Source organism: Streptomyces caelestis (assembly GCF_001279005.1).
Lineage (GTDB): Bacteria > Actinomycetota > Actinomycetes > Streptomycetales > Streptomycetaceae > Streptomyces > Streptomyces heliomycini.
The window spans coordinates 59,703-75,314 of sequence record NZ_LGCN01000203.1 but is presented as its reverse complement, the minus strand read 5'-3'; the positions used below and the strand labels follow the sequence as shown (position 1 = coordinate 75,314).

General features: G+C 71.5%; 14 protein-coding genes. 6 read left to right on the top strand and 8 right to left on the bottom strand.

What is annotated here, in order from left to right; translation table 11 throughout:
• From pgl to tkt, 5 genes are all read right to left on the bottom strand, one after another.
• A partial coding sequence (gene pgl / locus ADK41_RS21835; protein WP_053670290.1) for a 6-phosphogluconolactonase occupies nt 1-771 on the bottom strand: 771 nt, incomplete at its 3' end.
• Entirely contained in the window at nt 768-1,820 is a 1,053-nt protein-coding gene (opcA, locus tag ADK41_RS21830; RefSeq protein ID WP_030820911.1) for a glucose-6-phosphate dehydrogenase assembly protein OpcA, read from the bottom strand. The genes opcA and pgl, both read right to left, overlap by 4 nt.
• The gene (gene zwf, locus ADK41_RS21825) at nt 1,817-3,340 is read right to left on the bottom strand and encodes a glucose-6-phosphate dehydrogenase (RefSeq protein ID WP_030820913.1); all 1,524 of its coding nucleotides are present in this window, start codon (nt 3,338-3,340) and stop codon (nt 1,817-1,819) included. Before zwf ends, opcA begins: the two co-directional genes overlap by 4 nt.
• A gap of 4 nt (nt 3,341-3,344) precedes the next feature.
• A complete protein-coding gene (gene tal / locus ADK41_RS21820; RefSeq protein WP_030820915.1) occupies nt 3,345-4,463 on the bottom strand; it encodes a transaldolase in 1,119 nt (372 codons plus the stop codon).
• Nucleotides 4,464-4,497: 34 nt separating this feature from the next.
• Nucleotides 4,498-6,600, bottom strand: a complete 2,103-nt coding sequence (tkt, locus tag ADK41_RS21815) for a transketolase (RefSeq protein ID WP_030820918.1) — start codon at nt 6,598-6,600, stop codon at nt 4,498-4,500.
• Nucleotides 6,601-6,940: 340 nt separating this feature from the next.
• On the opposite strand from tkt, the gene ADK41_RS21810 reads away from it, so the two are divergent.
• The 4 genes from ADK41_RS21810 to ADK41_RS44095 all read left to right on the top strand — a co-directional run bounded on the left by ADK41_RS21810 (nt 6,941) and on the right by ADK41_RS44095 (nt 10,217).
• The gene (locus tag ADK41_RS21810) at nt 6,941-7,894 is read left to right on the top strand and encodes a heme o synthase (RefSeq protein ID WP_030820921.1); all 954 of its coding nucleotides are present in this window, start codon (nt 6,941-6,943) and stop codon (nt 7,892-7,894) included.
• Between the two features lie 93 nt (nt 7,895-7,987).
• On the top strand, nt 7,988-8,320 hold the full coding sequence (locus tag ADK41_RS21805) for a hypothetical protein (protein ID WP_030820924.1): 333 nt from the start codon (nt 7,988-7,990) through the stop codon (nt 8,318-8,320).
• A 141-nt stretch (nt 8,321-8,461) separates the two neighbouring features.
• Complete coding sequence (locus ADK41_RS21800) at nt 8,462-9,559, top strand: amidohydrolase family protein (protein WP_030820927.1); 1,098 nt, start codon at nt 8,462-8,464, stop codon at nt 9,557-9,559.
• Nucleotides 9,560-9,959: 400 nt separating this feature from the next.
• Nucleotides 9,960-10,217, top strand: coding sequence for a hypothetical protein (locus ADK41_RS44095; protein WP_063756479.1), 258 nt, complete (start codon nt 9,960-9,962; stop codon nt 10,215-10,217).
• Between the two features lie 35 nt (nt 10,218-10,252).
• On the opposite strand, the gene ADK41_RS21790 is transcribed toward ADK41_RS44095, so the two are convergent.
• From ADK41_RS21790 to ADK41_RS21780, 3 genes are all read right to left on the bottom strand, one after another.
• On the bottom strand, nt 10,253-11,281 hold the full coding sequence (locus ADK41_RS21790; protein ID WP_234318608.1) for a COX15/CtaA family protein: 1,029 nt from the start codon (nt 11,279-11,281) through the stop codon (nt 10,253-10,255).
• A 53-nt stretch (nt 11,282-11,334) separates the two neighbouring features.
• Nucleotides 11,335-12,051: an ABC transporter permease gene (locus ADK41_RS21785; protein ID WP_051842998.1), complete on the bottom strand. Its 717-nt coding sequence runs from the start codon at nt 12,049-12,051 to the stop codon at nt 11,335-11,337.
• Between the two features lie 166 nt (nt 12,052-12,217).
• Complete coding sequence (locus tag ADK41_RS21780) at nt 12,218-13,141, bottom strand: ABC transporter ATP-binding protein (RefSeq protein WP_078661823.1); 924 nt, start codon at nt 13,139-13,141, stop codon at nt 12,218-12,220.
• Between the two features lie 313 nt (nt 13,142-13,454).
• Between ADK41_RS21780 and ADK41_RS21775 the strand changes: the two genes are divergently transcribed.
• Complete coding sequence (locus ADK41_RS21775) at nt 13,455-14,168, top strand: helix-turn-helix transcriptional regulator (protein WP_030820936.1); 714 nt, start codon at nt 13,455-13,457, stop codon at nt 14,166-14,168.
• The gene (sufB, locus tag ADK41_RS21770; protein WP_030820938.1) at nt 14,165-15,586 is read left to right on the top strand and encodes a Fe-S cluster assembly protein SufB; all 1,422 of its coding nucleotides are present in this window, start codon (nt 14,165-14,167) and stop codon (nt 15,584-15,586) included. Before ADK41_RS21775 ends, sufB begins: the two co-directional genes overlap by 4 nt.
• Nucleotides 15,587-15,612 lie beyond the last annotated feature (26 nt).

Sequence of the window (15,612 nt, the reverse complement as noted above, 5' to 3'; positions counted from 1 at the left end):
CGGGTACAGCGACCTCGGGAGTCGTGAGGCCGCTGCCGCGTCCAGGAGCCACAGCGTGCGGGCGCGGCCGTGGGCGCCCGCCGCCGGGGCCTGGATCTCGCCCGCGCCCGAGAGGGCGATCTCCGCGGCCTCCGCCTTGTCCTCGCCCGCCGCCAGGAGCCAGACCTCCCGGGCCGCGCGGATCGCGGGGAGGGTCAGGGTGACCCGGGTCGGCGGGGGCTTGGGGGCGCCGTGGACGCCCACCACCGTGCGTTCCGTCTCGCGGACCGCCGGGAGTTCCGGGAAGAGGGACGCCACGTGCGTGTCCGGGCCGACGCCCAGCATCAGCACGTCGAAGGTCGGAACCGGGCCGTGGTTCGAGGGGTCCGCCGCGGCGGCCAGCTCCTCGGCGTAGGCCGCCGCCGCCGTGTCCACGTCCGCCCCGTGCGGACCGTCCGACGCGGGCATGGCGTGCACGCGCTCCGGGTCCAGCGGCACCGAGTCGAGCAGCGCCTCACGGGCCTGGGTGACGTTGCGCTCCGGGTCGCCCTCCGGCAGGAACCGCTCGTCGCCCCACCACAGGTCGAGGCGGGCCCAGTCGATCGCGTCCCGCGCCGGGGCCGCGGCCAGCGCGGCCAGCAGGCCGTTGCCGTTGCGGCCCCCGGTCAGGACCACGGACGCCGAGCCCCGCGAGGCCTGCGCGTCCACGATCCTCGTGATCAGCCGGGCCGCCGCGGCCTGCGCCATCAGCTCCTTGTCCCGGTGCACGACCAGCTGCGGTGCCGTACTCACTTCGCCGCCGCCTTCTTCACCGGGGCCTGCGCCGTCGCCCGGGACGCGGGAGCTTTCGCAGCCGACTCGACGGGAGCGGGGACCGCTTCCGGTTCTCCTTTGGCCGGAGCGTCAGTCCTCCCCGACGACTTCAGGCGTGCCACGCCGTAGCGCAGCGCCGACGCGTACGTGTCGTCCGGGTCGAGGCGGCGCAGCTCCTCCGCGATCAGCTCCGCCGTGTCGCGGCGCTTCAGCGCCACCGCACGCTTCGGCTGACCCTGGATGGACAGCGTCGCCAGCGAACCGTCGGCGCGGTCCAGCACGATCGGCCCGCAGTCGGTGTGCATGCGGACCGCCGTGAGCCCCGGACCGGTGGAGTACGAGCGCTTGACGGGGACGTCCAGCCGGTCCGCGAGCCACATCGCCAGCAGTTCGCAGCTCGGGTTGAACTCCTCGCCCTCCACCTCGACGCCCTGCACCTCGCAGGCGATCTGGTCCAGCGCCGCGGCCAGCATCGAACGCCAGGGCGTGATGCGGGTCCACGACAGGTCCGTGTCGCCGGGGGTGTAGGCGTCGGCGCGGGCGGCGAGCTCCTCCACCGGCTTCTCGCAGGCGTAGGTGTCGGTCACCCTGCGCTGGGCCAGCGCGCCCAGCGGGTCCTTCGCCGGGTCCAGCGGGGCGTTCACCGGCCACCACACCACCACCGGGGCGTCCGGCAGCAGCAGCGGCAGCACCACCGACTGGGCGTGGTCGACGACCTCGCCGTGGAGGCGGAGGATGACGGTCTCGCCGGTGCCGGCGTCCGCGCCGACCCGCACCTCGGCGTCGAGGCGGGACTGGGTGCGGTCCCGGGGCGAGCGGGAGACGCGCTTGATGACGACCAGCGTGCGCGAGGGATGCTCGCGCGAGGCGTCGCCGGCCGCCTTCAGCGCGTCGTAGGCGTTCTCCTCGTCCGTGACGATGACCAGGGTGAGCACCATGCCGACGGCCGGTGTGCCGATGGCCCGTCGGGCCTGCACCAGCGCTTTGTTGATCTTGCTGGCCGTGGTGTCCGTGAGGTCTGTCTTCATGGCCGGCGCCAGCTCCGTCCGTCTCGCTCGAGCATTTCGTCCGCCTCGACGGGTCCCCAGGTTCCGGCCGGGTACTGGGCCGGCCTGCCGTTCTCGTCCCAGTACTCCTCGATCGGGTCGAGGATCTTCCAGGACAGCTCGACCTCCTCCGTGCGCGGGAAGAGGTTGGAGTCGCCCAGCAGGACGTCCAGGATCAGGCGCTCGTACGCCTCCGGGCTGGACTCGGTGAAGGACTCGCCGTAGGCGAAGTCCATCGACACGTCCCGGATCTCCATCGACGTGCCCGGCACCTTGGAGCCGAACCGGACCGTGACGCCCTCGTCCGGCTGGACGCGGATGACGATCGCGTTGGAGCCCAGCTCCTCGGTGGCCGTCGTGTCGAACGGGGAGTGCGGCGCCCGCTGGAAGACCACCGCGATCTCGGTGACCCGGCGGCCGAGCCGCTTGCCGGTGCGCAGGTAGAAGGGGACGCCCGCCCAGCGGCGGTTGTCGATGCCGACCTTGATCGCGGCGTAGGTGTCGGTCTTCGAGGAGGCGTCGATGCCGTCCTCCTCCAGGTACCCGACCGCCTTCGCGCCGCCCTGCCAGCCGGCCGCGTACTGCCCGCGCACGGTGTCCCGGCCCAGGTCCTTCGGCAGCCGTACGGCGCCGAGCACCTTGGTCTTCTCCGCGGCCAGCGCGTCCGCGTCGAAGGAGGCCGGCTCCTCCATCGCGGTCAGCGCGAGCAACTGCAGGAGGTGGTTCTGGATGACGTCACGGGCGGCGCCGATGCCGTCGTAGTAGCCGGCCCGGCCGCCGATGCCGATGTCCTCGGCCATGGTGATCTGGACGTGGTCGACGAACGACCGGTTCCATATCGGCTCGAACATCGTGTTGGCGAAACGCAGCGCCAGGATGTTCTGGACCGTCTCCTTGCCCAGGTAGTGGTCGATGCGGAAGACCTGGTCCGGGGCGAAGACCTCGTGGACGATCGCGTTCAGTTCCTCGGCCGACCTCAGGTCGTGCCCGAACGGCTTCTCGATCACCGCGCGACGCCAGGAGCCGTCCTGCTGGTCGGCCAGCCCGTGCTTCTTCAGCTGCTGGATGACCACCGGGAAGGAACGCGGCGGCACCGACAGGTAGAAGGCGAAGTTGCCGCCCGTGCCCTGCGCCTTGTCCAGCTCCTCGATCGTGTCGCGCAGCCGCTCGAACGACTCGTCGTCGTCGAAGGTGCCCTGCACGAAGCGCATGCCCTGGATGAGCTGCTGCCAGACCTCCTCGCGGAAGGGGGTGCGGGCGTGCTCCTTGACCGCGTCGTGGACCTCCTGGGCGAAGTCCTCGTTCGCCCACTCACGGCGGGCGAACCCCACCAGCGAGAAGCCCGGCGGCAGCAGACCCCGGTTGGCGAGGTCGTACACGGCCGGCATCAGCTTCTTGCGCGACAGGTCGCCCGTGACGCCGAAGATGACCAGGCCCGACGGCCCCGCGATACGCGGGAGCCGTCGGTCCGCAGGGTCACGCAGCGGGTTGCTGCTCGACAAGGTCTCAGCCCTCCGAGGGGGCGAGGCGCTGCAGCTCCGCCTCGGTCGACTTCAGCAGGTCGTTCCAGGAGCCCTCGAACTTGTCGACGCCCTCGTCCTCCAGGAGCCGCACCACCTCGTCGTACGAGATGCCGAGCGCCTCGATCGCGTCCAGGTCGGCGCGGGCCTGCTCGTAGGTGCCGGCGACGGCGTCGCCCCGGATCTCGCCCTGCTCCTCGGTGGCGAACAAGGTCGCCTCCGGCATGGTGTTCACCGTGTTCGGCGCCACCAGCTCGTCGACGTACATCGTGGCCTTGTAGGCCTTGTCCTTCACGCCGGTCGACGCCCACAGCGGACGCTGCTTGTTGGCGCCCTCGCGCTCCAGGGCGTTCCAGCGGTCGGACGAGAAGACCTCCTCGTACGCCTGGTAGGCCAGCCGCGCGTTGGCGATGGCGGCCTTGCCGCGCAGCGCCTTGGCCTCGTCGGTGCCGAGCGCGTCGATCCGCTTGTCGATCTCGGTGTCCACGCGGGACACGAAGAAGGACGCCACGGAGTGGATCTTCGACAGGTCCAGGCCGCGCTCCTGGGCCTTCTCCAGACCGGTCAGGAACGCGTCCATGACCTTGCGGTAGCGCTCCAGGGAGAAGATCAGGGTGACGTTGACGCTGATCCCCAGGCCGATGACCTCGGCGATCGCCGGGATGCCGGCCTCGGTCGCCGGGATCTTGATCAGCGTGTTGGGCCGGTCCACCAGCCACGCCAGCTGCTTGGCCTCGGCGACCGTCGCGCGGGTGTGGTGCGCCAGCCGCGGGTCGACCTCGATCGAGACCCGGCCGTCACGGCCGTCGGTGGCGTCGAAGACCGGGCGCAGGATGTCGGCGGCGTCGCGGACGTCCGCCGTGGTGATCATGCGGATGGCCTCTTCGACGGTGACCTTGCGGGCGGCCAGGTCGGTCAGCTGCGTGTCGTAGCCGTCGCCCTCGGAGATCGCCTTCTGGAAGATCGTCGGGTTGGTGGTGACGCCCACGACGTGCTGCTGATCCATCAGCTCGGCGAGGTTGCCGGACGTGATCCGCTTGCGCGACAGGTCGTCCAGCCAGATCGCGACGCCTTCCTCGGAAAGGCGCTTCAGTGCGTCTGTCATGGAAATTCCATCTCCTACGTGTCGTGTGTGGGCGTCAGCGCTGGGCCGCGGCGAGAGATTCCCGGGCGACGGCGGCGACGTTCTCGGCGGTGAAGCCGAACTCCTCGAACAGCACCTTGCCGTCGGCGGAGGCACCGAAGTGCTCCAGGGAGACGATGCGGCCGGCGTCCCCGACGTACTTGTGCCAGGTGAGGCCGATGCCCGCCTCGACGGCCACGCGTGCCTTGACGGCGGGCGGCAGGACGCTGTCCCGGTACCCCTGGTCCTGCTCCTCGAACCACTCCACCGACGGCATGGACACCACGCGCGTCGGCACGCCGTCGGCCTGCAGCCGCTCGCGCGCCTCGACGGCGACGTGCACCTCGGAACCGGTCGCGATCAGCACGACCTGCGGCTCCGCGCTCTGCCCGGAGGGCCCTTCGGCGTCGAACAGGACGTAGCCGCCCTTGGCCGCGTCCTCGTTCGGCTCGTACGTCGGCACGCCCTGGCGGGTCAGCGCCAGACCGTGCGGGGCGCCCTTGCCGAACTCCTTCGTCCAGCGGGTGAGGATCTCCCGCCAGGCGATCGCGGTCTCGTTCGCGTCCGCCGGACGGACCACGTTGAGACCGGGGATGGCGCGCAGCGAGGCCAGGTGCTCGACCGGCTGGTGCGTCGGGCCGTCCTCGCCCAGACCGATGGAGTCGTGCGTCCACACGTACGTCACCGGCAGGTGCATCAGCGCCGACAGCCGCACCGCGTTGCGCATGTAGTCGGAGAACACCAGGAAGGTGCCGCCGTAGACGCGGGTGTTGCCGTGCAGCGCGATGCCGTTCATCTCGGCGGCCATGGCGTGCTCACGGATGCCGAAGTGGATCGTGCGCCCGTACGGGTCCGCCTCGGGCAGCGGGTTGCCGACCGGGAGGAACGAGGACGTCTTGTCGATCGTGGTGTTGTTGGAGCCCGCCAGGTCGGCCGAGCCGCCCCACAGCTCCGGGATCACCGCGCCGAGCGCCTGCAGCACCTTGCCGGACGCGGCACGGGTGGCCACGCCCTTGCCCGGCTCGAAGACCGGGATGACGTCCTGCCAGCCCTCGGGCAGCTCACCGGCGGCGATCCGGTCGTAGTCGGCGGCGCGCCCGGGGTTGTTGTCCCGCCACTGCTGGAAGGACTTCTCCCACACCGCACGGGCCGCCTGGCCCCGCTCCAGCGCCTTGCGGGTGTGGCCGATGACCTCGTCGGAGACCTCGAAGCTCCGCTCCGGGTCGAAGCCGAGGACGCGCTTGGTGGCCGCGACCTCGTCGTCGCCGAGCGCCGAGCCGTGCGCGGCCTCGGTGTTCTGCGCGTTGGGGGCGGGCCAGGCGATGATCGACCGCATGGCGATGAAGGACGGCTTGTCCGTGACCTTCTTCGCCTCCTGGATCGCGTCGTGGATCGCGTTCGGGTCCAGGTCGCCGTCCGGCTTGGGGGCCACGCGCTGCACGTGCCAGCCGTAGGCCTCGTACCGCTTGACGACGTCCTCGGAGACGGCCGTCTCGGTGTCGCCCTCGATGGAGATGTGGTTGTCGTCCCACAGCAGCACCAGGTTGCCCAGCTTCTGGTGGCCCGCGAGGGAGGACGCCTCGGCGGAGATGCCCTCCTGGAGGCAGCCGTCGCCGGCGATGCAGTAGACGAAGTGGTCGAAGGGCGACTCGCCCTCGGCGGCCTCCGGGTCGAACAGGCCGCGCTCGTAGCGTGCGGCCATCGCCATGCCCACGGCGTTGGCGACACCCTGGCCCAGCGGGCCGGTCGTGGTCTCCACACCCGTGGTGTGCCCGTACTCCGGGTGGCCCGGCGTCTTCGAGCCCCAGGTGCGGAACGCCTTCAGGTCGTCCAGCTCCAGGCCGAAGCCGGCCAGGTAGAGCTGGGTGTAGAGGGTCAGGGACGAATGGCCGGCGGACAGGACGAAACGGTCCCGCCCGACCCAGTCGGCGTCCGCCGGGTCGTGCCGCATCACCTTCTGGAAGAGGGTGTAGGCGGCGGGCGCCAAACTCATCGCCGTACCCGGATGGCCGTTGCCGACCTTCTGTACGGCATCGGCGGCCAGGACGCGGGCGGTGTCGACGGCCCGCTGGTCCAGCTCGGTCCACTCGAGGTCTGTGCTGGTCGGCTTGATGCTCACCCTGAGTCAGGGCTCCTCTCCACATGTCGGATGCCGGTGACGACCCACCGGCGAGGTCGAGCCTACCCCCGTGGGACGTGCCTTTTTCCGGGTCGTTCCAGAGTGCGGGCACTCCTGTGGATCCGCCTCCTGACCGGTCTTTCTCCCCGTTCGGCAGATGAATACGGAGCCGCTCATCCGGGTGCTCAATCGAGCTTCGGGGCGCACCTGGGAGAGTGCCGCCCAACACGACCCGACCCCCGCGATTGTCCGGGTCTGGGCAACGTCTACAGTGGCGTGGTACGCGCGAGCCTTTACCGCCACTTCATCCAGGGAGGCTTGCTGGGATGTCTCTGTAGGGGTGTGCGTGACGGCCGTTGAATCCCGTCCAGCGGGGATGCTGGGGACCAGTCGGAGACCTGCCCATCGGCCGTTCGGGGCCCGTGTGAGGGCATTCGTGGCTCTCACCAAGCCGCGGATCATCGAGCTGCTGCTCATCACCACCGTCCCGGTGATGTTCCTGGCACAGCAGGGCGTGCCCGATCTGACGCTGGTGCTGCTGACCTGCGTCGGCGGCTACCTGTCCGCGGGCGGCGCGAACGCGCTCAACATGTACATCGACCGCGACATCGACGCGCTGATGGACCGCACCTCGCAGCGTCCGCTGGTGACCGGCATGGTCAGCCCGCGCGAGTGCCTGGCCTTCGGCATCACCCTGGCGGTCGTCTCCACCCTGCTCTTCGGGCTGACCGTCAACTGGCTGTCCGCGTGGCTCTCCCTCGGCGCGCTCCTCTTCTACGTCGTCGTCTACACGATGATCCTCAAGCGGCGCACGGCGCAGAACATCGTGTGGGGCGGCATCGCCGGCTGCATGCCGGTGCTGATCGGCTGGTCCGCGGTCACCAACTCGATGTCCTGGGCACCGGTCGTCCTCTTCCTCGTCATCTTCTTCTGGACGCCGCCGCACTACTGGCCGCTGTCCATGAAGGTCAAGGACGACTACGCGCGCGTCGGCGTGCCGATGCTGCCGGTCGTCGCCGGCAACAAGGCGGTCGCCAAGCAGATCGTGCTCTACAGCTGGGTCATGGTCGCGGTGTCGCTGCTGCTCACCCCGCTCGGCTACACCGGCTGGTTCTACACGGCGGTCGCCCTGGCGGCGGGCGGCTGGTGGCTGTGGGAGGCGCACGCGCTGCTGAACCGCGCGAAGGCCGAGGTGACGGGCGGCAAGCTGAAGGAGATGCGCCTGTTCCACTGGTCCATCACCTATGTGTCGCTGCTCTTCGTGGCCATCGCGGTGGACCCGTTCCTGCGGTAATAGCTTTCTGCGCGCCGTTCGGGCGGGGTACGTGGTCAAGGCCACGGACCCCGCCCGTCGCCGTTCGGTCTACCCGTCGGTAGCATCCTGGTCATGGCAGACACGCAGCAGGTGGACCCGAAGGCAGAGCGGAAGGCGGCCCGGCTCGCCCAGCAGATCAGCGGCTTCGCCACGGCACACGGCGGCGCCGAGGGCCAGGTCGCGTACCTCGGACAGCGCGGCGCCCGCATCGTCCTCGTCGGCGGGGACGGCGACTGGGGCGACGTCTTCGCCCCGTCCGTGGAGATCGCCGAGAAGGCCGTCGAGAAGGCGGGCATCACCGTCCACGAGAACTTCGACGGCGAGTTCGCGGCGAAGGTGAGGACGGGACCGTACGAGTGGAGCCGCATGGCGGGGATCCAGGTCGGCGGCCCGTCCAACGGCTGAGTGGCAGCCGGCCCGGGGGTGACCGACCCGGGGCGCGCGCGGCCGCGGACGGCCCGCGCCCGGCGAACACGCCACCTCCCCGGGGGTCCACCCGTTAGGACCTGTGAAGCATCGACACGGTCCCGTCCCGGGGAGCTCCGGATGATCGAAACACCCTCACTCGTGGACCAGTACTGCCACGGGGTGCTCCGCACGGAGCTGGGCCTCGGCACCTTCGAGGCCCAGCTCGCCCGTACCGAGGGTCCGCCCGCCCCCGGCACCACCCTCTTCGACACCCAGACCGGCTTCGCCGTACGCCGCTGGTGCCCGCCCCTGCTCGGCCTGGAGCCGCACTGCCCGCCCGCCCGCTACCTCGCCCGGCGCCGGGAGCTCGGCGTGCTCGAGGCCGGACGGCGGCTGCTGCGGGGCAGCGGCATCACCGCCTACCTCGTCGACACCGGGCTGCCCGGCGACCTCACCGGACCCACCGAGCTGGGCCTGGCCGGTGACGCCGAGGCGCACGAGATCGTCCGCCTGGAACAGCTCGCCGAACAGGTCGCCGACACCTCCGGCACCGTCGACTCCTTCCTCGCCAACCTCGCCGAGTCGGTGCACGCGGCCGCCGCGCACGCCGTCGCCTTCACCTCCGTCGACGGTGTGCGCCACGGCCCGGCGCTCGCGCCCGAGCCGCCCGGGCCGGGCGAGGTGCGCGGCGCGGCGGGGCGCTGGCTGGCCGCACGCCGGGTCGGGGACGGACCGAGCGACCCCGTGCTGCTCCGGCACCTGCTGTGGATCGCCGTCGCCTCGGGCCGGCCCCTCCAACTGCACGCCGGCCTCGCCGCACCGGGCACCCGTGTCGACCCCGTCCCGCTGACCGACTTCGTCCGGGCCACCGCCGGTCTCGGCACCGACCTCGTCCTGCTGCACGGCTACCCGTACCACCGCCACGCCGCCCACCTCGCCGGTGTCTTCCCGCACGTCTACGCCGACTGCGGCGCCGCCCTGACCCGCACCGGCGCCCGCGCGGCGACCGTCCTCGCGGAGGTCCTGGAACTCGCCCCCTTCGGCAAGATCCTCTTCTCCAGCGGCGCCCGCGGCCTGCCCGAGCTGCACGTCGTCGGCGCCCACCTGTTCCGCGAGGCCCTCGCCCGGGTGCTCGGCGCCTGGGTGACCGAGGGCGCGTGGTCACCGGACGACGCCCAGCGGGTGGCCGGCCTGATCGCCTCGGGGAACGCGGGCCGGGTGTACGGACTCGCCTGAAGCGGGAGGACCGGACGTACGCCGGCCGACGCCCTGCTCGACCGCTTCCCCACCGGCCTGGCGCCGCTCCCCCCGGCGCCGTGCGGGCGCACGGCTCACCGGCCGGCGTGGACTTCCGGGAGGGCCGCAGCGACCTGGACCCGATCGCGGTCCCGGACCACCCGGTCACGGCCCGGACGGTGTGCCGCGTCGCGCCGCCGCACGCGCGGCCGCGGGACGCGCCGCTCGCCGACCGGCCGCACCGCTGCCCGCCTGACGCCACGGACCGCGGCGGACGCCGGGCGGCGCCACCTCATCCGGGCGCACGAGGAGTAGTTCTTCGCACGCCCGGTCACCCCGGTCACCCGCACCGGGCCGCACCCCTTGGGCCGGGGCCCGCACGGGGGCGGCGCCCGCGGACGTGCCGCGGCCGGCGCCGGACGGCGAGCCCGCCGGCTTCGTGGTGCGCGACCGGCGCGACTTCCGGCGGCGGGAGGCGGACCGGCCCGCCGACCGGACGCGGGACGCAGGGGGCGATCCGGGCCCGCCGGCCTTCGCCCGCGCCACCGTGACCCCGCGCGAGGACCGCCTGATCACCGAGCGGGAGGCCCTGGACGTCCTGCCCGTCCTCGGCGCCCCGGCGAGGACGGGCAGGACGTCCGGAGGCGGCGCTGGATGATCCCGGGCCGCCCGCCGGTCCCGGCCGGCCCGGGACTACCGGGGGCCGGCGATCGACGCGTCGGCGGCGGGCTTCTGGGCGGCCGGTACGGCCGTGTCGGGTACCGCCGTCCCCGGGCGCTCGCGCAGCGACAGCAGGACGCGGATCACCCAGATCCACATCACGCAGGAGCCGAACATGTGCAGGCCGACCAGGACCTCGGGGAGGTCGGTGAAGTACTGGACGTAGCCGATGGCGCCCTGGGCGAGCAGGATCAGGAACAGCTCGCGGGTGCGGGCCGGCGGGCCCCCGGGCGCGTCGACCGCCTTCAGGACGAACCACAGGGCGAACGTCAGCGTCACCACGATCCACGCCAGTACGGCGTGCAGCTTGCTGACCGTCTCCCAGTCGAGCGGCATCCGCGGGACGTCGCTGGAGTCACCCGCGTGCGGGCCCGCGCCGGTCACCACCGTGCCGACCGCGATCAGCAGCACGGAGGCGGCCACCATGAACCACACCAGCTGCTGCACGGCCTTGCCGACCAGCGGCCGGGGCTCCGCGTCGCCCTCCCGGACGCGCTGCCACATCACCGTGGCGACCGCGATCAGCGCGGTGGAGAGCAGGAAGTGCGCCGCGACCGTGTACGGGTTCAGGCCGACGAGGACCACGATGCCGCCGAGGATCGCGTTGCCCATGACGATCCAGAACTGCGCCCAGCCCAGCAGCGTGAGGCCGCGCCGGTACGGCTTCTCGGAGCGCACGGCGATGATCGCCCAGCCGACCGCGGCGCACAGCACGTACGTCAGCAGGCGGTTGCCGAACTCGATGACGCCGTGCAGGCCCATCTCGCTGGTCGTGGTGAGCGAGTCGTCGGTGCACTTGGGCCAGGTCGGGCAGCCCAGGCCGGAGCCGGTCAGCCGCACCGCACCACCGGTGACCACGATGACCACCGCCATGACGAGCGCGGTGAGGACCGCCCGCCGGACGGTCCGGGGATCCGGGGTCCAGCGTGCGGCGATGAAGGCGAGGGGGTTGCGCAGGGCCGCCTGGACGTCGGCGCGGGTCACGTTTGGCACGCGTCCCATCGTAGGACGCCGCTTGTGCACGCTTTCACGAGGGTCCGTCCCGGACATGTCGCCTACTCCCAGCGGAAGAGCTTCCCGGCCGCGGCGAGCCCCGCGACCGCCCACACGGCGAGGGTCGCGAGGTTCCCCCACGGCATCCCGGCCCCGTGCTGGAGCACGTCCCGCAGCCCCTCCGACAGCGCGGAGATCGGCAGCAGGCCCAGGACGTCCCGCGCCCCGTCGGGGAACCTGTCCAGCGGTACGACCACCCCGCCGCCGACGAGCAGCAGCAGGAACACCAGATTGGCGGCGGCGAGCGTCGCCTCGGCCTTGAGGGTGCCCGCCATCAGCAGGCCGAGCCCGGAGAAGGCGGCCGTGCCCAGCACCAGCAGCAGGAACACGGAGACGGGGTCGCCCTGCGGCGACCAGCCGAGCGCGAGGGCGACCACCGTCACCAGGGCCACCTGGAGGATCTCGGTGACCAGCACCGACAGCGTCTTCGCGGTCATCAGTCCCCAGCGCGGCAGCGGTGACGCGGCCAGCCGTTTCAGCACGCCGTAGCGGCGCTCGAAGCCGGTGGCGATGGCCTGCCCGGTGAACGCCGTCGACATCACCGCGAGCGCGAGGATGCCGGGGGCGAGGAAGTCCACCGCCTCGCCCTCACCGGTGTCCACGACGTCCACGGTGCTGAAGAGCACGAGCAGCAGCGTGGGGATGACCACCGTCAGCAGCAGCTGCTCGCCGTTGCGCAGCAGCATCTTCGTCTCGAGCACCGCCTGCGCGGCGATCATGCGCGTCAGGGGAGCGGCCCCCGGCTTCGGGGTGTAGGCGCCGGTGGCCGTCACGAGCGCGACTCCTTGCCGGTGAGCTCCAGGCCGTGTCTTTTCGGGGGACGCCGCGTCCGAGTGCGGCTGCGCCGCGGGCCGGCCCCCCGGCCGGTCCTCGTCCGGGTGGACATCATGAACGCAACTCCTTGCCGGTGAGCTCCAGGAAGACGTCTTCGAGGGTGTGCCGTTCCACCGAGATCCGGTCCGGCATCACTCCGTGCTGCGCGCACCAGGACGTCACCGTGGCGAGCAGCTGCGGGTCGACCTCGCCGGCGACCCGGTAGGACCCCGGGGCCACCTCGGCGCCCGAGGATCCGGCGGGCAGCGCCTTCAGCAGGGACGCCACGTCCAGCCCCGGCCGCCCGGAGAAGCGGAGCGTGTTCTCGGCGCCGCCCCGGCACAGCTCCTCGGGGGAACCCTGGGCGATCACCCGGCCGGCGTCGATGATCGCCACGTCGTCGGCGAGCTGTTCGGCCTCGTCCATGGAGTGGGTGGTGAGGATGACGGAGACGCCGTCCGCGCGCAGGTCCCGCACCAGGTCCCAGGTGGCGCGGCGGGCCTGCGGGTCGAGACCGGCGGTCGGCTCGTCCAGGAACACCAGCTCCGGGCGCCCCACCACGGCCATCGCGAGCGCGAGCCGCTGCTGCTGGCCGCCGGAGAGCCGCCGGTACGACGTACGGCCGCAGGAGCCGAGCCCCAGCCGCTCGATCAGCGCGTCCACGTCCAGCGGATGCGCGTGCAGACCGGCCACGTGCCGCAGCATCTCGTCGGCCCGCGCGCCCGAGTAGACGCCGCCGGACTGGAGCATCACACCGACGCGGGGCCGCAGCGCCGCCGACTGCCTCACCGGGTCGAGACCCAGCACGCGCACCGTGCCGGAGTCCGGCCGCCGGTACCCCTCGCAGGTCTCGACCGTGGTCGTCTTGCCCGCCCCGTTGGGGCCGAGCACGGCGGTCACGCCCTGCCGGGCCACCAGGTCGAGGCCGTCCACCGCGGTCTTCGTGCCGTACCGCTTCACCAGGGCCTGCACCTGGACCACGGGCTCACTTCGCATGGGTCACGAGTCTAGGGAGACGGCCGGGGCGTCGGAACGCCGGGTCGGGGAGGCCGCCGCGCCGGGCGGAGGGCCGTCCGCGCACCGTCCGGACCCGGCGGGCCGAGGGTGCCGCGCGTCACAAGAGGGCCGGTCGGAGGGGGTGCGGGCAGGGTTCCGGAACCTCCCGGAAGCCATCGCCGGACACCGTCGATCTGATCGATCAGAGATCGTTTCCGCAGGTCACATTAGGTATACCTAAGTGATGCAGGGCACCTTCGGGCCGTCCTGGGGCGGCTTGCCCGGCTCGGATGAATTACGCAACAATGGCGTTGTGAAAAACGTTGGCGAGGCTTCCCACGAGGAACTGGCAACCGGTGAGCGGTCCACCCGCAACCGCGTCGCCCGCTCCGTCCTGGACCACGGCCCGTCGACCGTCGCCGAACTGGCCGAGCGGCTCGGCCTCACCCAGGCGGCCGTACGCCGGCACCTGGACGCGCTGGCCGCCGACAACGTCGTGGAGGCCCGCGAGCGCCGCGTCTACGGCGCGCGCACGCGCGGGCGCCCGGCCAAGGTGTTCGCCCTGACGGACTGCGGACGGGACGCCTTCGACCAGTCGTACGACAAACTGGCCGTGGACGCCCTGCGCTGGATCGGCGAGCGGGAGGGCGGCAGCGAGGCGATCGCCGCCTTCGCCCGCGCCAGGATCGCCGCCCAGGCGGGCACGTACCGCAAGGCGGTCGAGGGCGCGGCCCCCGAGCAGCGGACGGAAGCGCTGGCCAAGGCCCTGAGCGCGGACGGGTACGCTGCAACCGCGCGCAGCGCACCGGTCGGCGAGCAGCTCTGCCAGCACCACTGCCCGGTCGCCCACGCCGCCGAGAAGTTCCCGCAGCTCTGCGAGGCCGAGACGGAATTTTTCGCCGAGCTTCTCGGTACGCATGTACAGCGACTGGCGACGATCGCGCACGGCGACGGCGTCTGCACGACGTTCATCCCCAAGATTTCCCACCACGCATCTGAAAGCACGTCCGGGAGGAACCCCGCATGACTCTCCCCACGGAGACTGCCCACCCCGAGCTGGAGGGTCTGGGCACCTACGAATACGGCTGGGCCGACCGTGACGAGGCCGGTGCGTCGGCGCGCCGCGGCCTGAACGAGGACGTCGTCCGGGACATCTCCGCGAAGAAGGACGAGCCGGAGTGGATGACCAAGCTCCGCCTCAAGGGCCTGCGCCTGTTCGAGAAGAAGCCCATGCCGAACTGGGGCTCCGACCTCTCCGGCATCGACTTCGACAACATCAAGTACTTCGTGCGCTCCACGGAGAAGCAGGCGGAGTCCTGGGAGGACCTGCCCGAGGACATCAAGAACACCTACGACAAGCTGGGCATCCCGGAGGCCGAGAAGAAGCGCCTCGTCGCCGGTGTCGCCGCCCAGTACGAGTCGGAGGTCGTCTACCACCAGATCCGTGAGGACCTGGAGGAGCAGGGCGTCATCTTCCTGGACACCGACACCGCCCTGAAGGAGCACCCCGAGCTCTTCAAGGAGTACTTCGGCACGGTCATCCCGGTCGGCGACAACAAGTTCGCGTCGCTGAACTCCGCCGTGTGGTCCGGCGGCTCCTTCATCTACGTCCCGCCGGGCGTGCACGTCGAGATCCCGCTCCAGGCCTACTTCCGGATCAACACCGAGAACATGGGCCAGTTCGAGCGGACCCTGATCATCGTCGACGAGGGCGCCTACGTGCACTACGTCGAGGGCTGCACCGCCCCGATCTACAAGAGCGACTCCCTGCACAGCGCGGTCGTCGAGATCATCGTCAAGAAGAACGCCCGCTGCCGCTACACGACCATCCAGAACTGGTCGAACAACGTCTACAACCTGGTCACCAAGCGCGCCGTGGCCTACGAGGGCGCGACCATGGAGTGGGTCGACGGCAACATCGGCTCCAAGGTGACGATGAAGTACCCGGCCGTCTACCTGATGGGCGAGCACGCCAAGGGCGAGACGCTGTCCATCGCCTTCGCCGGCGAGGGCCAGCACCAGGACGCGGGCGCCAAGATGGTCCACATGGCCCCCAACACCTCGTCCAACATCGTCTCCAAGTCGGTGGCGCGCGGCGGCGGCCGTACGTCCTACCGCGGTCTGATCGAGATCGGCGAGGGCGCCCCGGGCTCCAAGTCCAACGTGCTCTGCGACGCGCTGCTCGTCGACACCATCTCCCGCTCGGACACCTACCCCTACGTGGACGTCCGCGAGGACGACGTGTCCATGGGCCACGAGGCGACCGTCTCCAAGGTCTCCGAGGACCAGCTCTTCTACCTGATGAGCCGCGGCCTGAGCGAGTTCGAGGCGATGGCGATGATCGTGCGAGGCTTCGTCGAGCCGATCGCCAAGGAACTGCCGATGGAGTACGCGCTCGAGCTCAACCGGCTGATCGAGCTGCAGATGGAAGGCGCGGTCGGCTAAAGCACCACGCCGTTCCGTCAAGCCCC